At 53.3% G+C, this 18683-nt stretch carries 13 protein-coding genes and 2 rRNA genes (1 of these 15 only partly in view); 8 read left to right on the top strand and 7 right to left on the bottom strand.

Annotation, left to right across the window (positions count from 1 at the left end):
• The first annotated feature begins 209 nt into the window (after nt 1-209).
• The 6 genes from NW747_RS03965 (at nt 210) to NW747_RS03940 (ending at nt 7156) form a co-directional block, all read left to right on the top strand.
• A complete protein-coding gene (locus tag NW747_RS03965; protein WP_273188091.1) occupies nt 210-965 on the top strand; it encodes an amino acid ABC transporter ATP-binding protein in 756 nt (251 codons plus the stop codon).
• Nucleotide 966: 1 nt separating this feature from the next.
• Complete coding sequence (locus NW747_RS03960) at nt 967-1665, top strand: amino acid ABC transporter permease (RefSeq protein ID WP_273188090.1); 699 nt, start codon at nt 967-969, stop codon at nt 1663-1665.
• Nucleotides 1665-2360, top strand: coding sequence for an amino acid ABC transporter permease (locus NW747_RS03955; protein ID WP_273188089.1), 696 nt, complete (start codon nt 1665-1667; stop codon nt 2358-2360). The genes NW747_RS03960 and NW747_RS03955 overlap by 1 nt, the downstream gene beginning before the upstream one ends.
• A 317-nt stretch (nt 2361-2677) precedes the next feature.
• On the top strand, nt 2678-3958 hold the full coding sequence (locus tag NW747_RS03950) for a glutamate-5-semialdehyde dehydrogenase (RefSeq protein WP_273188088.1): 1281 nt from the start codon (nt 2678-2680) through the stop codon (nt 3956-3958).
• Nucleotides 3959-4835: 877 nt separating this feature from the next.
• A complete protein-coding gene (locus tag NW747_RS03945) occupies nt 4836-5702 on the top strand; it encodes a M48 family metalloprotease (RefSeq protein ID WP_273188087.1) in 867 nt (288 codons plus the stop codon).
• An 11-nt stretch (nt 5703-5713) separates the two neighbouring features.
• Entirely contained in the window at nt 5714-7156 is a 1443-nt protein-coding gene (locus NW747_RS03940; protein ID WP_273188086.1) for an AsmA family protein, read from the top strand.
• 207 nt (nt 7157-7363) lie between these two features.
• Here NW747_RS03940 and NW747_RS03935 read toward each other — a convergent pair whose 3' ends face one another.
• The 3 genes from NW747_RS03935 to NW747_RS03925 form a co-directional block, all read right to left on the bottom strand.
• Nucleotides 7364-8536: an ABC transporter permease gene (locus tag NW747_RS03935; protein ID WP_273188085.1), complete on the bottom strand. Its 1173-nt coding sequence runs from the start codon at nt 8534-8536 to the stop codon at nt 7364-7366.
• Nucleotides 8533-9192: an ABC transporter ATP-binding protein gene (locus NW747_RS03930; protein ID WP_273188084.1), complete on the bottom strand. Its 660-nt coding sequence runs from the start codon at nt 9190-9192 to the stop codon at nt 8533-8535. Before NW747_RS03930 ends, NW747_RS03935 begins: the two co-directional genes overlap by 4 nt.
• An 832-nt stretch (nt 9193-10024) precedes the next feature.
• On the bottom strand, nt 10025-10456 hold the full coding sequence (locus NW747_RS03925) for a hypothetical protein (protein WP_273188083.1): 432 nt from the start codon (nt 10454-10456) through the stop codon (nt 10025-10027).
• Between the two features lie 336 nt (nt 10457-10792).
• Here NW747_RS03925 and istA point away from each other — a divergent pair, with 336 nt between their 5' ends.
• Both istA and NW747_RS03915 read left to right on the top strand, forming a co-directional pair.
• Nucleotides 10793-12370, top strand: coding sequence for an IS21 family transposase (gene istA, locus NW747_RS03920; RefSeq protein ID WP_273185725.1), 1578 nt, complete (start codon nt 10793-10795; stop codon nt 12368-12370).
• On the top strand, nt 12367-13122 hold the full coding sequence (locus tag NW747_RS03915; RefSeq protein ID WP_273185728.1) for an ATP-binding protein: 756 nt from the start codon (nt 12367-12369) through the stop codon (nt 13120-13122). Before istA ends, NW747_RS03915 begins: the two co-directional genes overlap by 4 nt.
• Before the next feature lie 118 nt (nt 13123-13240).
• Here the strand turns inward: NW747_RS03915 and NW747_RS03910 are convergent, their stop codons facing one another.
• The 4 genes from NW747_RS03910 to NW747_RS03895 all read right to left on the bottom strand — a co-directional run.
• Nucleotides 13241-13549 carry a hypothetical protein gene (locus NW747_RS03910; protein ID WP_273188082.1) on the bottom strand — a complete coding sequence of 103 codons (309 nt, stop codon included), beginning with the start codon at nt 13547-13549 and terminating at the stop codon, nt 13241-13243.
• Complete coding sequence (locus tag NW747_RS03905; RefSeq protein WP_273188081.1) at nt 13546-15015, bottom strand: alkaline phosphatase; 1470 nt, start codon at nt 15013-15015, stop codon at nt 13546-13548. Before NW747_RS03905 ends, NW747_RS03910 begins: the two co-directional genes overlap by 4 nt.
• A gap of 963 nt (nt 15016-15978) precedes the next feature.
• A 5S ribosomal RNA gene (gene rrf, locus NW747_RS03900) occupies nt 15979-16095 on the bottom strand.
• A gap of 80 nt (nt 16096-16175) precedes the next feature.
• Nucleotides 16176-18683, bottom strand: a 23S ribosomal RNA gene (locus tag NW747_RS03895) (it continues 419 nt past the right edge of the window).

Raw genomic sequence — 18683 nt, 5'->3', positions numbered from 1 at the left:
AGTCTGAAGGAAGTAGGGCTGTCCGGGAAGCCCGTTACAGCCTGCAGTCTACGACTGGCCAAGATTTCTTCGGCGACGAAGGAATGAATCTGGGTGGAACACGGAATTCTCCGTCCCATGGGGACGGGGTTTTTATATTGCCCATAAGGAAGCGCCGGGAAAATCACCGGATGCTTCCCTGATGATTAACCATAGAAAGAAGGCTCTGTATGTCCCTTGTACTTAAAGCTGAACATATCCGCAAATCCTTCGGAAATGTGGAGGTTTTAAAAGATATCAACCTGTCCGTGGAAAAAGGAAGCGTGGTGTCCATTCTGGGGCCCTCGGGCACCGGGAAGACCACTTTTCTCCGCTGCCTGAATTACCTGGAAAAGCCGGATGCCGGGAAGCTCACCATCAGCGACGTGTCTGTGGATTTCTCCCATATTTCCAAGAAGGACATCCAGCGGCTCCGCCGGAAATCCACCATGGTTTTCCAGCAGTTCAACCTGTTCCGCAACAAGACAGTGCTGGAAAATGTAACGGAAGGCCTGATTTACGGCTATGGAAAGCCGAAGAAAGAAGCTGTGGAAATCGCCATGAAGGAGCTGGAACGGGTACACATGGCTGATTATGCCAAAATGTATCCCTCCGAGCTCTCCGGCGGTATGCAGCAGCGGGTCGGCATTGCACGGGCCCTGGCTCCCCGGCCGGATGTGATTCTTTTCGACGAACCCACCTCTGCCCTGGATCCGGAGCTGGTGGGAGAAGTGCTTGATACCATTGCCTCTGTAGCTACCCTGGGCATTACCATGATTATTGTCACCCATGAAATGCATTTCGCCCAGGAAGTGTCTTCCAAGGTGGTCTTCATGTCCCATGGGGAAGTGGTGGAAGAAGGCAGCCCTGATGAAATCTTCGTCCATCCAAAGGAAGAAAAGACCCGGCAGTTTCTTCAGCGCATGCTGAAAAGAGAAGAGGGGTAATATGCTGACCTTTAATATGTCCTATTTCCTGGGCCTCTTCCCCCGGCTGTCCACGGCGCTTCCCTTCACCATGGAAGTGATTGCTGCCTCCATTCTGCTCTGCCTTTGTACCGGCACCCTGGTGGCAGTGATCCGCATTGCCAAAGTGCCCTTTCTCCATCAGCTCTGCGAGGTGTGGCTGTCCTACAACCGGTCCATGCCTTTCATTCTGGATCTGTACCTGGTGTACTTCGTGCTGCCGGTGATTGTACGGGCTTTTCATATCAGCCCCGACGGCTGGCCTCTGACAGCCTATGTACTCATTGCCCTTGGCTTCCACTATACGCCGGTGATATCGGAAATCATCCGTCCTGCCTATCTGTCCGTGGACCGGGGGCAGCATGAGGCAGCCATGGTTTTCGGCCTGTCTCCCTTTCACCGGGTGGTGCACATCATCGCGCCCCAGGCCCTGCCGGTGGCCCTTCCCAGTCTGGTCAGCGAAGCTATCAACATTTTAAAGGACACCTCTGTCATGTTCTTCATCGGCGTGGTGGACCTCATGGGCCGGGCAGGCCTAATTATCAATGCCAACTACGGCCAGGGAAAGCTGGAAACCTACTGCGCCGTGGCCCTTATCTACTGGGCTCTGGTGATTCTGGTGGAAACGGCGTTCCACCTCTTCCAGAAATACAATGGAAACCATGAAAGGAGGGCCTCCTGATGATTGATTTTGCTGTACTGCCCAGGGCCTTCCTCTTCATCGCCCAGGCCATTCCCAATACCCTTTTCATGGCTTTCATCAGCCTTTTCTTCGGCATTCTTTTCGGCTCCGTCATCGCCGTGATCCGGCAGAGCTCCGGACGCTTCGTGAACGGCATCTTTGCCGTCCTCGTTTCCTTCTTCCGGGGCGTTCCTTCCATTGTGCAGCTCTTCATCGTGTACAATTCCCTGCCCTTCCTGCTGGCACCGGTGATTTCCTCCTTCACAGGACAGACGGTAAAGCCTTTTGACGTGAGCCCCTACTGGACGGTGTACACCACCTTCATTCTGTACAATACGGCTTACCAGTCGGAAAATGTGCGGGGTGCCCTCCTTTCCGTAGACCGGGGCCAGTATGAAGCAGCTGTGGCCACAGGCATGACTCCCCTGGCCGCCTTCACCCGCATCATCTTTCCCCAGGCCTTCATTGTGGCCCTCCCTACGTTTTTCACCTACTACCTGAAGACCATTAAGCTGCTGGCTCTGGTATTTACGGTGAAAGTGGTGGATATGTTTGCCGAAGCGGACATTTTCTCCGCCCTCTACAACCGCCGCACGGAGCCTTACATTGCTGATGCCATCGCCTACTGGACTGTGGCCATCATCCTGACCTTCTTCTTTTCCTGGTGGGAAAAGAAACTGCGGACCAAAATCTGAGGGGACACTGTAAAGCCCGGAGTCTCATAACAATAAAGCCGTATTTAAAAAGTTTCCTGCCGGAGTGGAACCAACGGGTTTCACTCCGGCAGGAAACTTTTGGCGTATAAGGTTCCTTCCCGGTATGGCTCCAATGGGGTTTCATACCTATAGGAAACTATGAGTGAAAAGTTTCCTACCCGACGTGGCTCCAGTGGTGTTTCATACCTTCATACCCACAGGAAACTTTTCCGCAAAATATTGACTCTCCCTCCCCGGTCCCCTACAATGAAGGTATTCTTACCAATCCGCATTTCCCCGGGAAAGGAGCTTTCACCATGAATATACGAGAAGAAACGAAACAGATGAAACTGGCGGCCCCCCTGCTTGCCGCCATGCCCATAGAGCAGAGGAACCGGGCCCTGGCATTGATAAAGACCTGTCTTAATGAGCACAGGAAAGAAATTTTTGAAGCCAACCGGAAAGACCTTTCCCTGGCCCTGGAAAACCATGTGGCGCCGGCAGTGATGAAACGCCTCACCTTTGATGAAGCCAAACTGGCCGATGTGACGCAAGAACTGGAAAGCCTGCAGTCCCTGCCGGATCCCATCGGGAAAATTACCCTGCACCGCCAGCTGGATGAAGGGCTCACCCTCACCAGGGTGACCTGCCCCATCGGCGTCATCGGCGTTATTTTTGAAGCCCGCCCCGATGCACTGGTGCAGATTTCCTCCCTCTGCCTGAAGAGCGGCAACTGTGCCATTCTGAAAGGCGGAAAAGAAACCACCTATACCAACCGCATCCTCTTTTCCCTGATTCATGAAGCAGCCCTGGAGGCAGGACTGCCTGCCAAGTGCCTCCTGCAGGCGGAGCAGCACAATGAAATCGATGAACTGCTGGCATGCCATGAGTCCGTGGACCTCCTCATCCCGCGGGGCTCCAACGCCTTCGTGCAGTATATTATGAACCACACCTCCATCCCCGTCCTGGGCCACGCCGACGGCGTCTGCCACATGTATGTGGACAAAGACTATGACATAGCCAAAGCCATTCCTCTCATTATTGACGGGAAAACCCAGTACACCGCCGCCTGCAATGCGGTGGAAACGGTGCTGGTACACAGGAGCATTGCCGAAGATTTCCTGCCCAGACTGGCAGAAGCCCTGCACAAATCCGGCGTCACCATCCGGGGCACTAAAGAAGTGAATGCCATCATTCCAGTGGACGTGATTCCCGAAGGAGAAAGCTGGCATAAGGAATATCTGGACCTCATTCTGGCCATCAAACTGGTAGGCACCACCGACGAAGCCATCAGCCACATCAATACCTACGGCTCCCACCACACCGACTGTATTATTACGGAAAATGAAGAAACCGCCCGCCGCTTCATGACCCTGGTGGACTCCGCCGGTGTCTATCAGAACGCTTCCACCCGCTTCGCCGACGGCTTCCGCTACGGCTTCGGCGCCGAAGTAGGCATTTCCACCTCCAAAATCCACGCCCGGGGCCCTGTGGGACTGGAAGGCCTGGTGTCCTATAAATACAAGCTCCTGGGCCATGGCCAGATCGTAGGGGACTACGCATCGGGAAAGAAGAAATTCCACTTCAGAGATTTATGAGAGGGGCCGCTCCGCGGCCCGGGTTCAGTGGGAAAGGTTCTTAGGATTGACCGGCCTGATGGCCGGAGGGTTCTTAAGTTTGACGGCCCTTTGGGCCGAGGGTTGTGGTATCGCCCTTTGGGCGATGAGTATAAAGTCAGCGTTACGGGATTGGCTTTTTGTATCATATGGTATGATAAGCATTCTGGTAATTGGCTCGCTGCGCTCGCCTCCCCCTATCCGGCTTCGCCGGACTTCCCCCGCAAGCGGGGGCAGAATAAAGCTCTGAAAAGCAGTCCTTTCATAAGCAACTCACAGCATAACGGAGCTTTATAGTGCCCCCGCTTGCGGGGGTGGCAAAGGAACTGGATTCGTAAGGAGCCGTAGGCGACTGAGAATCCAGTGACATGCTTCCCACCGGGCAAGGTGGTGGCGCCAGCCACCAAAGGGGGAATGCATTTCCAACGCCCGCAGGGCGGTTGTAAAGGTTTTTATAAAAGGGCGCCTTCTATCAACTAGAGGCGCCAACCACAACCCTCGCCCCTAAAGGGGAAACGACTCACTTTGATTTGTGCGTCGCTTTGCTCCTTCAAATCATGTTCGCTGTGCACGCCAAAGGCGCGTCAAACTTAAGCCCCTTAAGAACCTTCGGCCCATCGGGCCGTCAACCCTCAAGCGCCATAGGGGCTTGCCCCTATGGCGCCCTCCACAACCCTCAGCGGCATAGCCGCTGTCAAACTTAAGATCCCTCGGGGCGATAGCCCCGTCAAACTTTAGAACCTTCACGCCCCAATCCCCAGTCCCCACTATCAAAACACGGTGAAATCGCCATCCGATTTTACCGTGTTTTTTATTCGTGATATGATACAAGTGAAATCTGTAGAAAAGGAGGCCCTCCATGTCCATTACCCCTGTGATTCTAGTTATCCTGACCTTTATCGTTAATTTTATTATGGATTTTTCCTTCTGGTCTGTGATGCTGTCTCTTTACTACCTGGGCGGCGCCCCGGCAGGTACCGATGACGGCACGCTTCTGGTGAAGCTGACCCTGGCTTCCGTGCTCATTCCTGCCGTTCTGGCGCGGCTGGGGGTGATGGAGCGGTTCTTTGTCTATTCCGAAGGCGGGAGGAAGGCCTATGGCGAAGACGCCCGCCTTCTGGAAGAAGGGCTTGCGGAGATCTGCCGGCGGGGAAATCTGGTTCCTTCGGACTACCGCCTCTATGTAGGTCTTCGGAATGAATACAATGCCTTTTCCCTTGGAAAAAGCATTGTGGTTATGGCGCCCCTGCTCCGCCAGTTTCCTGAAGAGGAGCTCCTTGGCATCATGGCCCATGAAATGGGCCATATCCAGAGGGGCCACACCGGCGCCAGCCTGCTCTGCGTAGGCATGTCCTGGTTCGGCCAGATTATCGTGCTGGTGTACAACACCATTTTCCTCATCTGCCGTCTCCTCGTATGGATTCCCTTCCTGGGTCTCCTCATCAACCTGATGGCCCTTTTCATCAGCCTCCAGTACAATATCCTGTCCTTCCTCCTCCAGACGCCTATGCTCTTTATTTCCTGTTTCGGAAGCAGGAAGGAGGAATATGAAGCCGACGCCTACGCCTGCCGTCTGGGGCTGGGACGGGGCCTGGCCCTGGGGCTCTGCCATATCGAATCCATTTACGGCAGCGGAAATGCGGGCTTCTTTAAAAGCCTGCTGAACGACCACCCTGATACCCCAAAACGGATAGAAAGGATCAGGAAATATCTGGAAACTCATTAAGGAGGATACCTATGAAGGAAAAGCTGACCAGACTTCGCAGAGAAAAGCAGTGGGGCTCCTATATCCTGGTCCTGGCAGCCATCCTTCTCACCCTTTTCTGCCTCATCCTCCTTCTGGCCAAAATAGCCAGCTTCGGCGCCGCCCGCATTTTCAACTATGCCGCCGCCCGGCAGGACATGCTCCGGGGCACCATCACTGTGGAGTCCATCACTGCCAATATCCACGGCGGCGTAACCTTCGAAAACCTTTCCTGGGATGACCCGGAGGGAAATCCCATTCTCCGCGTCCCCTCGGGCACCTTGAAAGTGAATCCCTGGGATATCCTCCGAAAGCACATGGTCTCTACCACCCTGGAAGAAATCACTCTGAATCGCCCGGTCTTCGCCGTCCGCTTTGACGAAGACATGAAGGTAGACTTTGTGAAACAGAACGATACAAAGGAAGGAGACCGGCAGGAGGAAAAAACACTGGAAGACAAAGTGTCCAATTTCAACAGGAACGGCAGGCCCCTTCATGTAAAGCTGACCATTCATAACGGCCGCATGGAAGCCTTTTACCGCCAGCGCCACTACATCGCAAAGCACGTAAACATGACGGGCACCATCAATACCAGAGGAACCACGAAGCTGAGCCTCACCACCGGCTCCTTCGGCGGAACCGCCATCGGTGACGGCGTGGAGCTTGCCTGTGAAATTGATTTCAAGGAAAAAGGACTTCCTTCCCTCATTACCTTTACGGCCAACGGCGTAGACCCCGCCTCCCTGGGCCTGGGCGATGACATTCACGACAAAATGACCCTTACCGCCCAGGGAAGCGGCCCCCTGACCCGCATGGAAGCAGACGGGACAGTGACCATGAAGGAGCTCCATATTCCGGCCCTGGACTTCAGAAATGTCAAAGGAGATGTCCATTACAGCAGCGGAGAGGTAACCTTCTCCGATGTAACCGCCCGGGTCTACGGCGGCACCGTAACCGCCCGGGGAAATTACAATATAGACAGCCGGGCCTATGACATCTACCTTCAGGGCGAAGACCTGGACAGCCGCATTCCTTCCAATGAGCCCCGATTCTACTGTCTGGTAAAACTGGATGGAGAAATCCACTGCGACGGTGACCAGAAACACCTCATTGCCTTCGGCCGCTTCTCCTCAGGCCCCGGCTTCTACATGCTGGTCCCCTTCAAAGGCATCACCGGCACCTTCAACAACCGCTGGCGGGCGGTGGATTTCTACGACGTATCCATTGACACCAGCTTCGGCATCATCCACACCGACGCCTTCCACATCATCGACGGCCGCCTCCACCTGGGTACCATCGAGCTGGTGGATAAGGAAACAGGAAAAGCCATGAACCTCCGGGAAGCCAGAAACAGCGAAGGCCCCATGAAGACCATCAAAGAGATTCAAAATAATATAGACAGCATCAAAGAACAGGTGGACGGACTGAAGCCATGAGCCCCCTGATGATAAGAAAGAGGCTGTGAAAAAATGGAAATCATTTCTTCACAGCCTCTTTTTGCTGCTCTGCCGCCATCAGCCATGGCCTACCCAGCGCAAATTCTGCCGGTGATGGAAAATCTTATCTTCAAGAGCCGGAAAGGCAGTCCTTCTCAGTGCATCAGGAGAGTCCCTTCTCCCTGGCTTTTGTAAAAGTGCATTCTCTCACAGATAGGATGATACATCCTTCCTTCCCAGAAGCAGGGCCGGAAGAAGTCCCGCCGCCGTGCCAAGGATGGTCACCAGGGGGATAATGAGGGCGCCCCGCCAGTCCGGCGAAGTAACCATGGTAATGGCCGCACTGCCTGCCACCATACGGGCCGCCCCGAGACTGGCGCCATAGCCTGCCAGCCAGCCGGCGCAGCTGCCTGCCAGAAGGAGCATCCCTTCTTCCGCCAGAAGGAACTGGCGGATTTTCCATTTCCCTGCCCCCAGCGCTTCCAGCAGGGCCAGCTCATTCATGCGGGACAAACCGCTCCAGTACATGACAAGGAGGGTAATCACAAGGGATACGGCCAGGAGGGAGGTAAGGAAAATTTCCCAGAAATGCTTCGTCTGCCCCACCATGGCATAAAGGGAAATAATGGACTGCGACGGGAAAACCATCTGCACATCCCTGTTTTTCTGATAAGAAGCCAGAAGGGCCATGGCTTCCTTATAGCCTTTCGGCACCACCAGAAGGGCCGTCACTTCACGATGGGCCTCATCCTTTTCTCCATGGGCTTCCCACACATCCTTCATATCGATGAAAATGGCCGTATCATAGGGACTGCCCACCGGTTTCGCAATGCCCGTCACTCGGAAAGGATGGTCATGGGCCCGGCCTTTGGGCGATGTGCCATGAACAGAGCGGAATGTATCTCCCACTTTGAGACCGGTGAGGCGGGCCGTTTCACTGCCAATCACCGCCTCCCCTTCCTTTTGGAAAATCTGTCCCTCCTGCAGGGAAAGCCAGGGGTCCCTGTTTTTGACAGGACGGTATAAAAAGAGATCCGCCCTGGTGCCAACGATGCGAAAGCCCCGGTAATTATCGCCAAATCCCAAAGGATACACGGCCTGGGTCTTTCCTGTATCCACCAGTTTCTCTATTTCCTCATAAGGAATATTTCCTACCGGCCGGTCCCGGAGAAAGACTGTATTCAGCACCAGCTGATAAGCGGACCCCTTTGCCCCTGCCAGAATAGGAAAGGGGCTCACTGCCCGGTTGATGCCGCCGTAAAGACCGCCGGCCATCTGCAGGATAAACACCGGCAGGGCGCAGGTCACCACAATAAGCAGGAACAGCAGAAACTGCCTGAGCGGCCGCCGTACCAGAGACAGAAATGCCAGACGAATCATAGAAATGCTCCTTTCTGCACATCATAACGCACCGGAAAACGGTCCATCACCCGTGTATCGTGGGTGGCACAGAGAAGGAAACAGCCTGCCTCCTTCTGATAGGCCAGCATCAGATCCATCAGCTTCCTGCCGTTTTCCTCATCCAGCGACGCCGTAGGTTCATCAGCCAGAAGAACTGCCGGACGGCGCACAATGGCCCGCAGGAAAGATACCCGCTGCTGCTGCCCGCCCGAGAGCCGGTCCGCCCGGCGCCCTGCCAGGCCCGAAAGACCCACCTTGGCAAGAAGGTCCTCGATTTCTCCCTCCTTCACCGTCCTTCCCGCCAAAGAAGCGGACAGGCCGATATTCTCCCCCACTGTGAGATAAGGAAGAAGGAGAGGCTTCTGGAACACATACCCCACCCTGGATGAGCGGAACTGACAGCGCTCATTGGGCGTAAGGGCAGTGACGCATATATCTCCTATGAAAACAGTGCCTCCTGTCGGTGTAAGGAGCCCCGACAGGCAGTGAAGAAGCGTGGTCTTTCCGCTGCCCGAAGGTCCTGTAATCACCGCCATGCCGCCATCAGCCAGGGTAAAAGAAGGCACCGAAAGAGCACGGAGCGTCCTGCCCCCGCCGTCAGGAAAATCGCAGATCAGTTGATTAATGGTTATCATGATTATCTCCTTTATATATTTCGGGGACGCGCCTTCGGCGCGAGGGTTCAGAGGGTTCAGAAGGTTCAAAAGGTTCAGAGGGGAAAGGTTCTTAGGATGGATGGGCCTTCGGCCCAAGGGTTCTTAGGTTTGACGGGGCCTTTGGCCCCGAGGGTTGCGGATTGCCGCTCTGCGGCAATGCTTATAAAGTCAGCGTTACGGATTAACCTATATGCATCATACGTCATGTAAAGTATTACGTCGATCAGCCACCTCCGGTGGCTTTCCCCCCTTTGGTGCCTTACGGCACCACCTTCCCCCCGCGGAGCGGTGGGACAATAAAGCTCTGAAAAGCAATCCTTTCATAAGCAGCTCACAGCATAACGGAGCTTTATAGTGCCCCCTCATAGAGGGGGAAAGGTGGTGGCGCCAGCCACCAAAGGGGGGATGCATTTCCGACGCCCGCAGGGCGGTTGTATGGTTTTCCGACGGGCGAAGCCCGGTTGTCCAGTTTTCGCCGCCAAAGGCGGCATAAAAAATGGCGCCGAAGGCGCCGTACCTCCCCAGTGGAACGGTACTTCATACCTCCCGAGGGCGGAGCCCTCAACCTGCCTGTAAGGCGAAGCCGATCACAGGCAGAACCCTTGGCGCCCAGGGCCAAAGGCCCGGCGGCGCCATCAACCCTCACGCCCGTAAGGGCGTGTCAACCTTCGGGAATACAGCTCCCGCCGATTCTTCACAAAAACCCATGGTTTCCCTGACGCCGCAGGCGGCATATCCCATGTACCTCTCTTCATCAAAAAAAGCACCATTACAGTGCTTTTTAAGTCAAACGATGGGCCGGCTGGAGAAATCAGCTGTCTATGGAATCCGCATGGACCCGAAGCTGGCTCACAAATCCGGTTTCTTCGTCGGTCTCGCTGCCTATTCCCAGAGTGCCTGTAACGGTGATGGGCGTGTCATAGGGGAGTGCGGTGATGGGATCATCAACTTTGACAACGATAATGTTATCAGGCCAGTCTGCGTCACTGGAACAGAAAGGGCAGACAGACATAGGGACTTCAGTGAGCACGAAGAAATGTATAGTCGGCGTCAGTGGCGGTGCCATATAACCTGACACGGTCACTGTGCCGCCTTCCAGGCTCAGTGTCTTGTCGGAGAAGGTGAGCCCGTCAGCAGAATAGCCGGAATAAATTTCGTCGAAGGATAACTCTTCCGCTTCTGCCGGCGCCGCTCCCAAAAGCAAGACAAAGGCCGTAAGGAAAATCAAAAGAATGCGTTTCATGGTAACATCCCGGGAAAAGGATTTCCCCTGTTATTTCTTATTCTTATTGGCATCAATGCCCAAAGCCCTCATCATGCCGAAGAAGACTTCCGTATTATCCGTGGTGCCATGTGAGTATTCCGCAGTAGGTGTACCGCCTGTCCGCCAAGGTGTACCGTTTGTCCGCCGAGGTGTACCGCTTGCCATTTTTAGGTAACTTCTTGAACTATTGGTGTACATGCCAGCTGAAATACTCCTAAATTCTTTTAATAAATATATTAATATATGGCTTCCTGCCATAGAATGAAAACAGGGACGTAGTATTTCCCTTTGTTCTATGAAAGGAGGCCTTTTAATATGGCCAATTTTGCCAGGATCCGGCTCATCCTGGAGCTCCATGACCGCGGAATGTCTCAAGATGAGATTTCCCGCTCCCGTCACATGTCGAGGAGTACGATTACTACCGTACTGCGAACAGCGCGGAAGAAGGGCATCACTTATGCGGGCATCCGCAAGCTGGATGATGCAGCACTACAAAAGCTCTTCTTCCCTGACCGACCGGAAGGTTCAGACATGTACGAGCTGCCGGATTACGAATCCATCCATAAAGAGCTCAAGAAGCCGGGTGTGACTCTTTCATTGCTCTGGACGGAGTATCGTGACAGGTGTCACCAGAATGGAAACATTGCTGTAGGGCATACCAAGTTCTGTGAGGATTACGGCCGGTACTGCACAACCCATGACCTGACCAATCATCTGGAGCATAAGCCCGGAGCCCAGTGCGAGGTCGATTGGAGCGGGCCGACCATGCAGATCATCGACCGTGATACCGGCGCGACCATTTCCGTGCATCTCTTTGTTTCCTGCCTCACATACAGCAGGTATGCCTACGTGGAGGCCACGCTGGATATGAAGATGGATACATGGCTCCGGTGCCATGTCCACATGTACGAGGCATTTGGCGGCGTTCCTGTGCGGACAGTCTGTGACAATCTCAAAACCGGCGTTGTGAAGCATCCCAAAGAGGGTGAAGTGGTTCTCACCGACGCCTATGAGGCACTTGGGCTTCATTATTCAACTGCTATTATGCCTGCCGGTGTGCGGAAGCCCAAGCAGAAAGCATCCGTGGAGAATACGGTTGGAAATATTGCCACCGCTATCATCGCCCGTCTTCGCAATAAGGTTTACTTTACTCTTGGCGAGCTGCAGAAGGATGTAGTAACTGCTACAGATAAGTACAACCGGCAGCCCTTCCAGAAAAGGCAGGGAAGCCGCTATGAAGTATGGCTGGACGAGAAGAAATATCTCCGGGCTCTTCCACGAGCTCCTTATGAAATCGCCGCGGTTATTCTGGGAAGGAAAGTATATCCCAATTTCCACGTTTCCTTTAAGAAAAACTGGTACTCCGTTCCCTACGTATACCGCGGGCAGTCCGTGGACATCCGTTACACCGACAAACTTGTGGAAATCTACTGCGGAAACCGGCGTATTGCCTCCCACATCAGATTTCCTGACTACATGACCAACCACTATTCCACACGCCCGGGAGATATGCCGGATGAATTCAACCAGCCGGAAATGGACAAAGATCGCATCTGTGCCTGGGCCGGGAAAATCGGACCGTGTACGTCGGAAGTCATCAGGAGGATCTTTGACAGTGTAACCATAAAAGAGCAGGGCTATAATGCTTCATTGGCCGTTCTGCATCTCAGTCAGAAATATCCGAAGGACCGCTTCGAGAATGCCTGCCAGTATGCTTTAGCCCACACAACATCGCCCCGCTACAACTATCTTAAAGCTGTATTGGGGAACAATCAAGACAAAATCCTGGACGGCGTACATTCCGCCCGTTATGAAAATACCGGAAAACACAGTATTTCCGAAAAAGGCGCTTACATCCGCGGCGCAGACTATTATGGAGGAAAGACAAAATGATCAATGAAGAAACACAGCGGAAACTCCGCAACATGAAAATGGAACCTCTGGTAGAAGCCCTGCAGAACCAGCAGAGTGATCTGGAATCTTATGCCCCTTTGGACTTCGATTCGAGGCTGACACTGGCCATCGATGAATGCTATTCAGTAAAATTGGATGATCGCATCCGGAGGCTGACGCATATTGCTAAGTTTCGCTATCCTGATGCCGATGTTCACACCCTTATCCTGCAGGGAAGAGGTTTCAGCCGCGAAGAAATCCTGGGCTATGCCAGCTGCGGTTACATTGAACGCCATAAGAATCTGATCATCAACGGATTTACCGGAGTAGGAAAGACCCACCTCGCCTGTGCTTTAGGGAAAGAGGCCTGCCGCCATCTGTACAGGGTCAAGTATTTCCGCATGCCGGAGCTTATGGAACAGTTCAATTATGGAACCGAAGTCGGACGGAGCGTGGCCAGCATTGTAAAGAAGTTCTCCGGCTACGATCTCCTCATCATCGACGAATGGCTTCTCGAGATGCCGACGGAAGTGGAGCAGCAGTATCTTCTTGAAATCTTGGAAAACAGGTACGATGCCCATTCTACTATTTTCTGTTCCCAGTACAAAAGCTCAGAATGGTATCCGCGCCTCGGTGATGGGGTTCTGGCCGATGCGATTATGGACAGAATCATTCACAATGCCTACCACATCAATTGCGGATCAATGAATATGAGAGAATATTTGAATAGCACCGATGCGAAAAATGACTAAATTATTTTAACATCATAACCTAAAGAATAAGCGGTACACCTTGGCGGATAAGCGGTACACTTTCCGCGGAAAGGCGGTACCGCTTTTTCGGATAGGCGGTACACCTGTTGCGGAATATTCAGCCATGGAAGTATTCGGAACCAGGGCCGCCGGCATTGAGGAGAATATCATCGGCGGAATGGCATTCCTGGGGATCATCCTTCGGGGTGTTGGCCGGCATCAGTTCAGCCGGGTCGCCCGGATGGATACGGGCCGGGTTTGCCTTGGAGGAAGCATGGGATACCTGGTGGTATTCTACGTTGTCCCCGTTCTTTACCGCTTCTTCCTTCGTTTCCGTTACAGCCAGGGCCGGCGGAGTCGGGGTCTTCATGAAGTGGTAGTTTTCATAGTATTCCGGATGGTTAGCATACTGGACAGCCAGGGTCACATCGGGATCCGGGTTATCCGGGAAGCCATCGTGGTCGGCATCCTTGAATGTCGGGAAAATAGAGTTCGCATAGACCCGAACGGCTTCGGTACCCTTTTCTTGCCATCCCGTTCATGGTAGGTGCCGCTGATGGAAATGCCGTGTGCATGGTCGGCGAGGACGATGATCAGGGTGTTATCACCGTGTTCCTTCGCCCACTTTTCAGCATATTCGATGGACTTATCGAATTCGATGGTATCGTAAGCCGCACGCTGCCAATCCATGACATGGAGCTGTTTATCGATGGAAGCCCCTTCAATCATGGCGAAGAAGCCGTTCGGGTTCTTGGAGAGGATGTCCAGGGACTTCTTAGTCATGTTCATGAGGTTCGGCTGGTCATCGAAGCCCTTCAGGACCTTCGGGTTCTTCAGCATTTCACGGTCAATGTACACATTCATGGTACCGGTATGGAAGAGGCCAAGCATAGGCTTGTCAGAAGGAGCTGCCATCATTTCCTTGGAATTGGTGACAAAGGTATATCCCAAATCCTTGAAATCCTGGATCACATTGTCATTATCCTTTCTCTTGGAGCCGGGAACCGACTTCGGCAGATAACGGGCAGAACCGCCGCCCATAATGACATCAGGACGATGGTAAGCATCCAGATAACTCTTAGCCAGGAAATCCTGGTTTGCTCTTCTTCTGGTATGACCGATCATGGCAGCCGGAGTCGCATCGGTGGATTCCGCCTGGGTAATGATACCCACAGACATACCGCGGGTCCGTTTCACGATTTCCGCAATATTTTCGACCTTTGGATCATCGAAAGGATCCTTGGTGGAATCTTCATAAACACCCATGGCGTTCACCACAGACTTATGACCGGTGGCATAGGCGGAAGCAGAGTTGGCACTGTCGGTGACCAGGGAATCATAACCGGAAGTGGTAATCACTGCATTGTGATCCAGCTTTTCCATAGCCAGAAGATCGTTGTACTTGCCGTTAGTCATGCCCTTGGAAAGGATGCGGGCCACTTCCCTGGCCTGAAGAGACATGCCGTCGCCTACGAAAAGAATGACATTCTTCGCCTTCTTAGCAGCCTTTTCCTGGACCACCTCATAACCGGCAGAAGCAGTGGAAAGACCCAGACCATCCTTTGCATTCACAGTGACTGCGATTTTACCGGTCTTGGAGAAATCCACATCATCAATGCGGTAAGAAGTCACTCCATTGCCCAGATCCTTCGTAACAGCCTGCTTGCCAAAGAACTTGTCCGCAGGAACACCGTTCACCTTCACATCTACCGACTGAAGATTCTTAGCATTAGACACTTCCACGTCAAAATCAAAACGGGCACCTGCCCAGAACTTGGCATTATCTACCGGAAGAATCCGGATATCCGCTGCCTCAGAAGGAAATATCCCCCCCAAAAGGGCACCTCCTGCCGGAAGACCGCAAACTGCTGCTTTCATCCAAGTTTTTTTCATTCCTTTGCTCCTTCCATTGATGCAATCATCACTTGTATATCTGCATTCCATCATAAAGATGGGTTGCAACGATACAGAAAGGATTCTGTACAGGAAAAGAAAAAAAGAAATTAGAAATGTCTGAATTTCACAAAAAAAAATTGACAAAACCCGGAATTCTGTAAAAGAGGAGAAAAGGGGATACTTTGGACACACCTGCGGTGTGAGGGTTGACAGGGCTACGCCCCGAGGGTTGTGGAAAAGGGTTCTTAGGATGGACCGGCCTGAGGGCCGGAGGGTTCGTAAGTTTGACGGCCCTTCGGGCCGAGGGTTGCGGATTGCCCTTCGGGCAATGCTTATAAAGTCAGCGTTATGAGGGAGGGTTCTTAAGATGGACCGGCCCTATGGGCCGGAGGGTTCGTAAGTTTGACGGCCCTTCGGGTCGAGGGCTGTGGATTGCCCTTCGGGCAATGCTTATAAAGTCAGCGTTACGAGTTTACCTTACTGTATCATATGGCGTAATAAGTATTCTGCTGATTGGCTCGCTGCGCTCGCCCCCCTATCCGGCTGCGCCGGACTTCCCCCGCAAGCGGGGCAGAATAAAGCTAACGCATAGCGAAGAATAAAGTCCCCCCGCCGGGGGGAAGGTGGTGACGCCAGCCACCAAAAGGGGTGCATTTCCGACGCCCGCAGGGCTGTTGTATGGTTTTCCGACGGGCGAAGCCCGGCTGTCCGGTTTTCGCCGCCAAAGGCGGCATAACAAATGGCGCCCTTGGGGGCGCCCACCTCGCCAGCGCAGCGATACTATATAACTACCCTGGGCGGAGCCTTCAAACTGCCTGTAAGGCGAAGCCGATCACAGCAGGATGTGCACACCAACCTTCGGGAATACCGGTAAGCGCCGTTTCATCCACAAAAGCCCATCATCTCAAATGATACACACAGCAAAAAAGCACTAACCATCACAGTTAGTGCTTCTTTCTTAATCAGCAGCTTCCTATCCTCCCGGGCCGCTTCCAGCCAAGTACTTTCGGCGTTTGTGAGCTTAACTACCGTGTTCGGCATGGGTACGGGTGTATCCTCACAGCTATCGCCACTGAATCTTTGAGAGTCTGTTCTCTCAAAACTGCATAGAAGAAGTCCCGAAGGCTCTCGCCTCTGGTCGTGCTTTTCGTGAAATCTAAGCTAAGACCTCGACCTATTAGTACTGCGTCGCTCCATGACTTGCGCCACTTCCACTCACAGCCTATCAACCTCATCGTCTTTAAGGGGTCTTACTCATTGCTGATGAGAAGTCTCATCTCGGGACGGGCTTCACGCTTAGATGCTTTCAGCGTTTATCCTTTCCGGATGCGGCTTTCCAGCCGTGCCACTGGCGTGACAACTGGTACACCGTTGATCCGTCCACTCCGGTCCTCTCGTACTAGGAGCAGCCTCCCTCAAACTTCTTGCGCCCGCGATGGATATGAACCAAACTGTCTCACGACGTTTTGAACCCAGCTCGCGTACCACTTTAATGGGCGAACAGCCCAACCCTTGGAACCTACTCCAGCTCCAGGATGTGATGAGCCGACATCGAGGTGCCAAACCTCCCCGTCGATATGAACTCTTGGGAGAGATTAGCCTGTTATCCCCAGGGTAGCTTTTATCCGTTGAGCGATGGCCTTTCCACTCAGTACCACCGGATCACTAAGCCCGACTTTCGTCTCTGCTCGACTTGTCTGTCTCGCAGTCAAGCTCCCTTCTGCCTTTGCACTCTTCGGCCGGTTTCTGTCCGGCCTGAGGGAACCTTTGGGCGCCTCCGTTACATTTTAGGAGGCGACCGCCCCAGTCAAACCGCCTGCCTGAGATGGTCCACGAGGTTGTTAGTCTCCGTGTTAGAATCTCAGCAACATAAGGGTGGTATCCCAACATCGGCTCTGTAACACCCAAAGGCATTACTTCTTAGCCTCCCACCTATCCTGTGCATATGTCACCGGGATTCAATCTCAAGCTGCAGTGAAGCTCCATGGGGTCTTTCTGTCCAGTCGCGGGTAACCTGCATCTTCACAGGTATTTCAATTTCACCGGGCCCCTCGTTGAGACAGTGCCCAAATCATTACGCCTTTCATGCGGGTCGGAACTTACCCGACAAGGAATTTCGCTACCTTAGGACCGTTATAGTTACGGCCGCCGTTCACTGGGGCTTCAGTTCAAAGCTTCGCTTTCGCTGACCTCTCTCCTTAACCTTCCAGCACCGGGCAGGCGTCAGCACCTATACTTCAGCTTTCGCTTTCGCAGGCACCTGTGTTTTTGGTAAACAGTTGCTTGGGCCTCTTTTCTGCCACCCTTTTCTGTTCCGGGGGTTTCTCCCTTTCGCCTACTCAGGGTCATCCTTCTCCCGAAGTTACGGATGCAATTTGCCGAGTTCCTTAACGAGGGTTTTCCCGCGCACCTTAGGATTCTCTCCCCGCCTACCTGTGTCGGTTTACGGTACGGGCGGATTTCGTCTCGCTAGAAGTTTTTCTTGGCAGTGTGGGATCCATGAGTTCGTCAAAGTCTCCTTTAACTCCCCATCATGTCTCTGCTTCTGTAAAGGGGGATTTGCCTCCCTCTACGCATACGCACTTGGACGCGCTCTTCCAGCCGCGCGATCATGTGCCCTCCTGCGTCGCTCCTTCGCTCAATTGACTCCATCCGGTACAGGAATTTCAACCTGTTGTCCATCGCCTATGCGTCTCCGCCTCGGCTTAGGTCCCGACTTACCCTGAGTCGACGATCGTTGCTCAGGAACCCTCGGGCTTTCGGTGGAAAGGATTCTCACCTTTCTTTTCGATACTCATACCGGCATTCTCACTTCTTATATGTCCACATCTCCTTACGGTAATGCTTCTTCCTTATAAGAACGCTCCCCTACCCATGACATTGCTGTCATGCCATAGCTTCGGTTCCGTGCTTGAGCCCCGGACATTTTCGGCGCAGCGTCTCTCGACCAGTGAGCTATTACGCACTCTTTAAATGGTGGCTGCTTCTGAGCCAACATCCTGGTTGTTTATGAAACGCCACATCCTTCGCCACTTAGCACGGCATTTGGGACCTTAGCTGATGATCTGGGCTGTTTCCCTTTTGACCACGGCCCTTATAAGTCGTAGTCTGACTCCCGAGTATAATTGCAGCCATTCGCAGTTTGACTGGGTTTGGTAACCGGGTAGGTCCCTCTCCTGATCAGTGCTCTACCGCCTGCAATCTCTACCTCGAGGCTAGCCCTAAAGCTATTTCGGGGAGAACCAGCTATCTCCACGTTCGATTGGAATTTCACCCCTACCCACACCTCATCCTAACCCTTTTCAACGGATATAGGTTCGGCCCTCCGCACATTTTTACCTGTGTTTCAGCCTGGACATGGGTAGATCACTGTGGTTTCGGGTCTATGCAATCCAACTTATCGCCCTATTAAGACTCGCTTTCGCTTCGGCTCCGCATTTCCTGCTTAACCTTGCTGGACCTCATAACTCGCCGGTTCATTCTTCAATAGGCACGCCGTCGACCTTATTATTAAGCGGTCTCCGACTGCTTGTAAACATACGGTTTCAGGTTCTGTTTCATTCCCCTCCCGGGGTGCTTTTCACCTTTCCCTCATGGTACTATGCGCTATCGGTCGATATCTGTGTTTTGCCTTGGAGGGTGGTCCCCCCGGCTTCCCACGGGGT

Source organism: Dialister succinatiphilus (genome assembly GCF_928721695.1).
GTDB classification, from domain to species: Bacteria; Bacillota; Negativicutes; order Veillonellales; family Dialisteraceae; genus Dialister; species Dialister succinatiphilus.
Note: the sequence above shows the minus strand (reverse complement) of the source record. Positions and strands in the feature narration are given on the sequence as shown.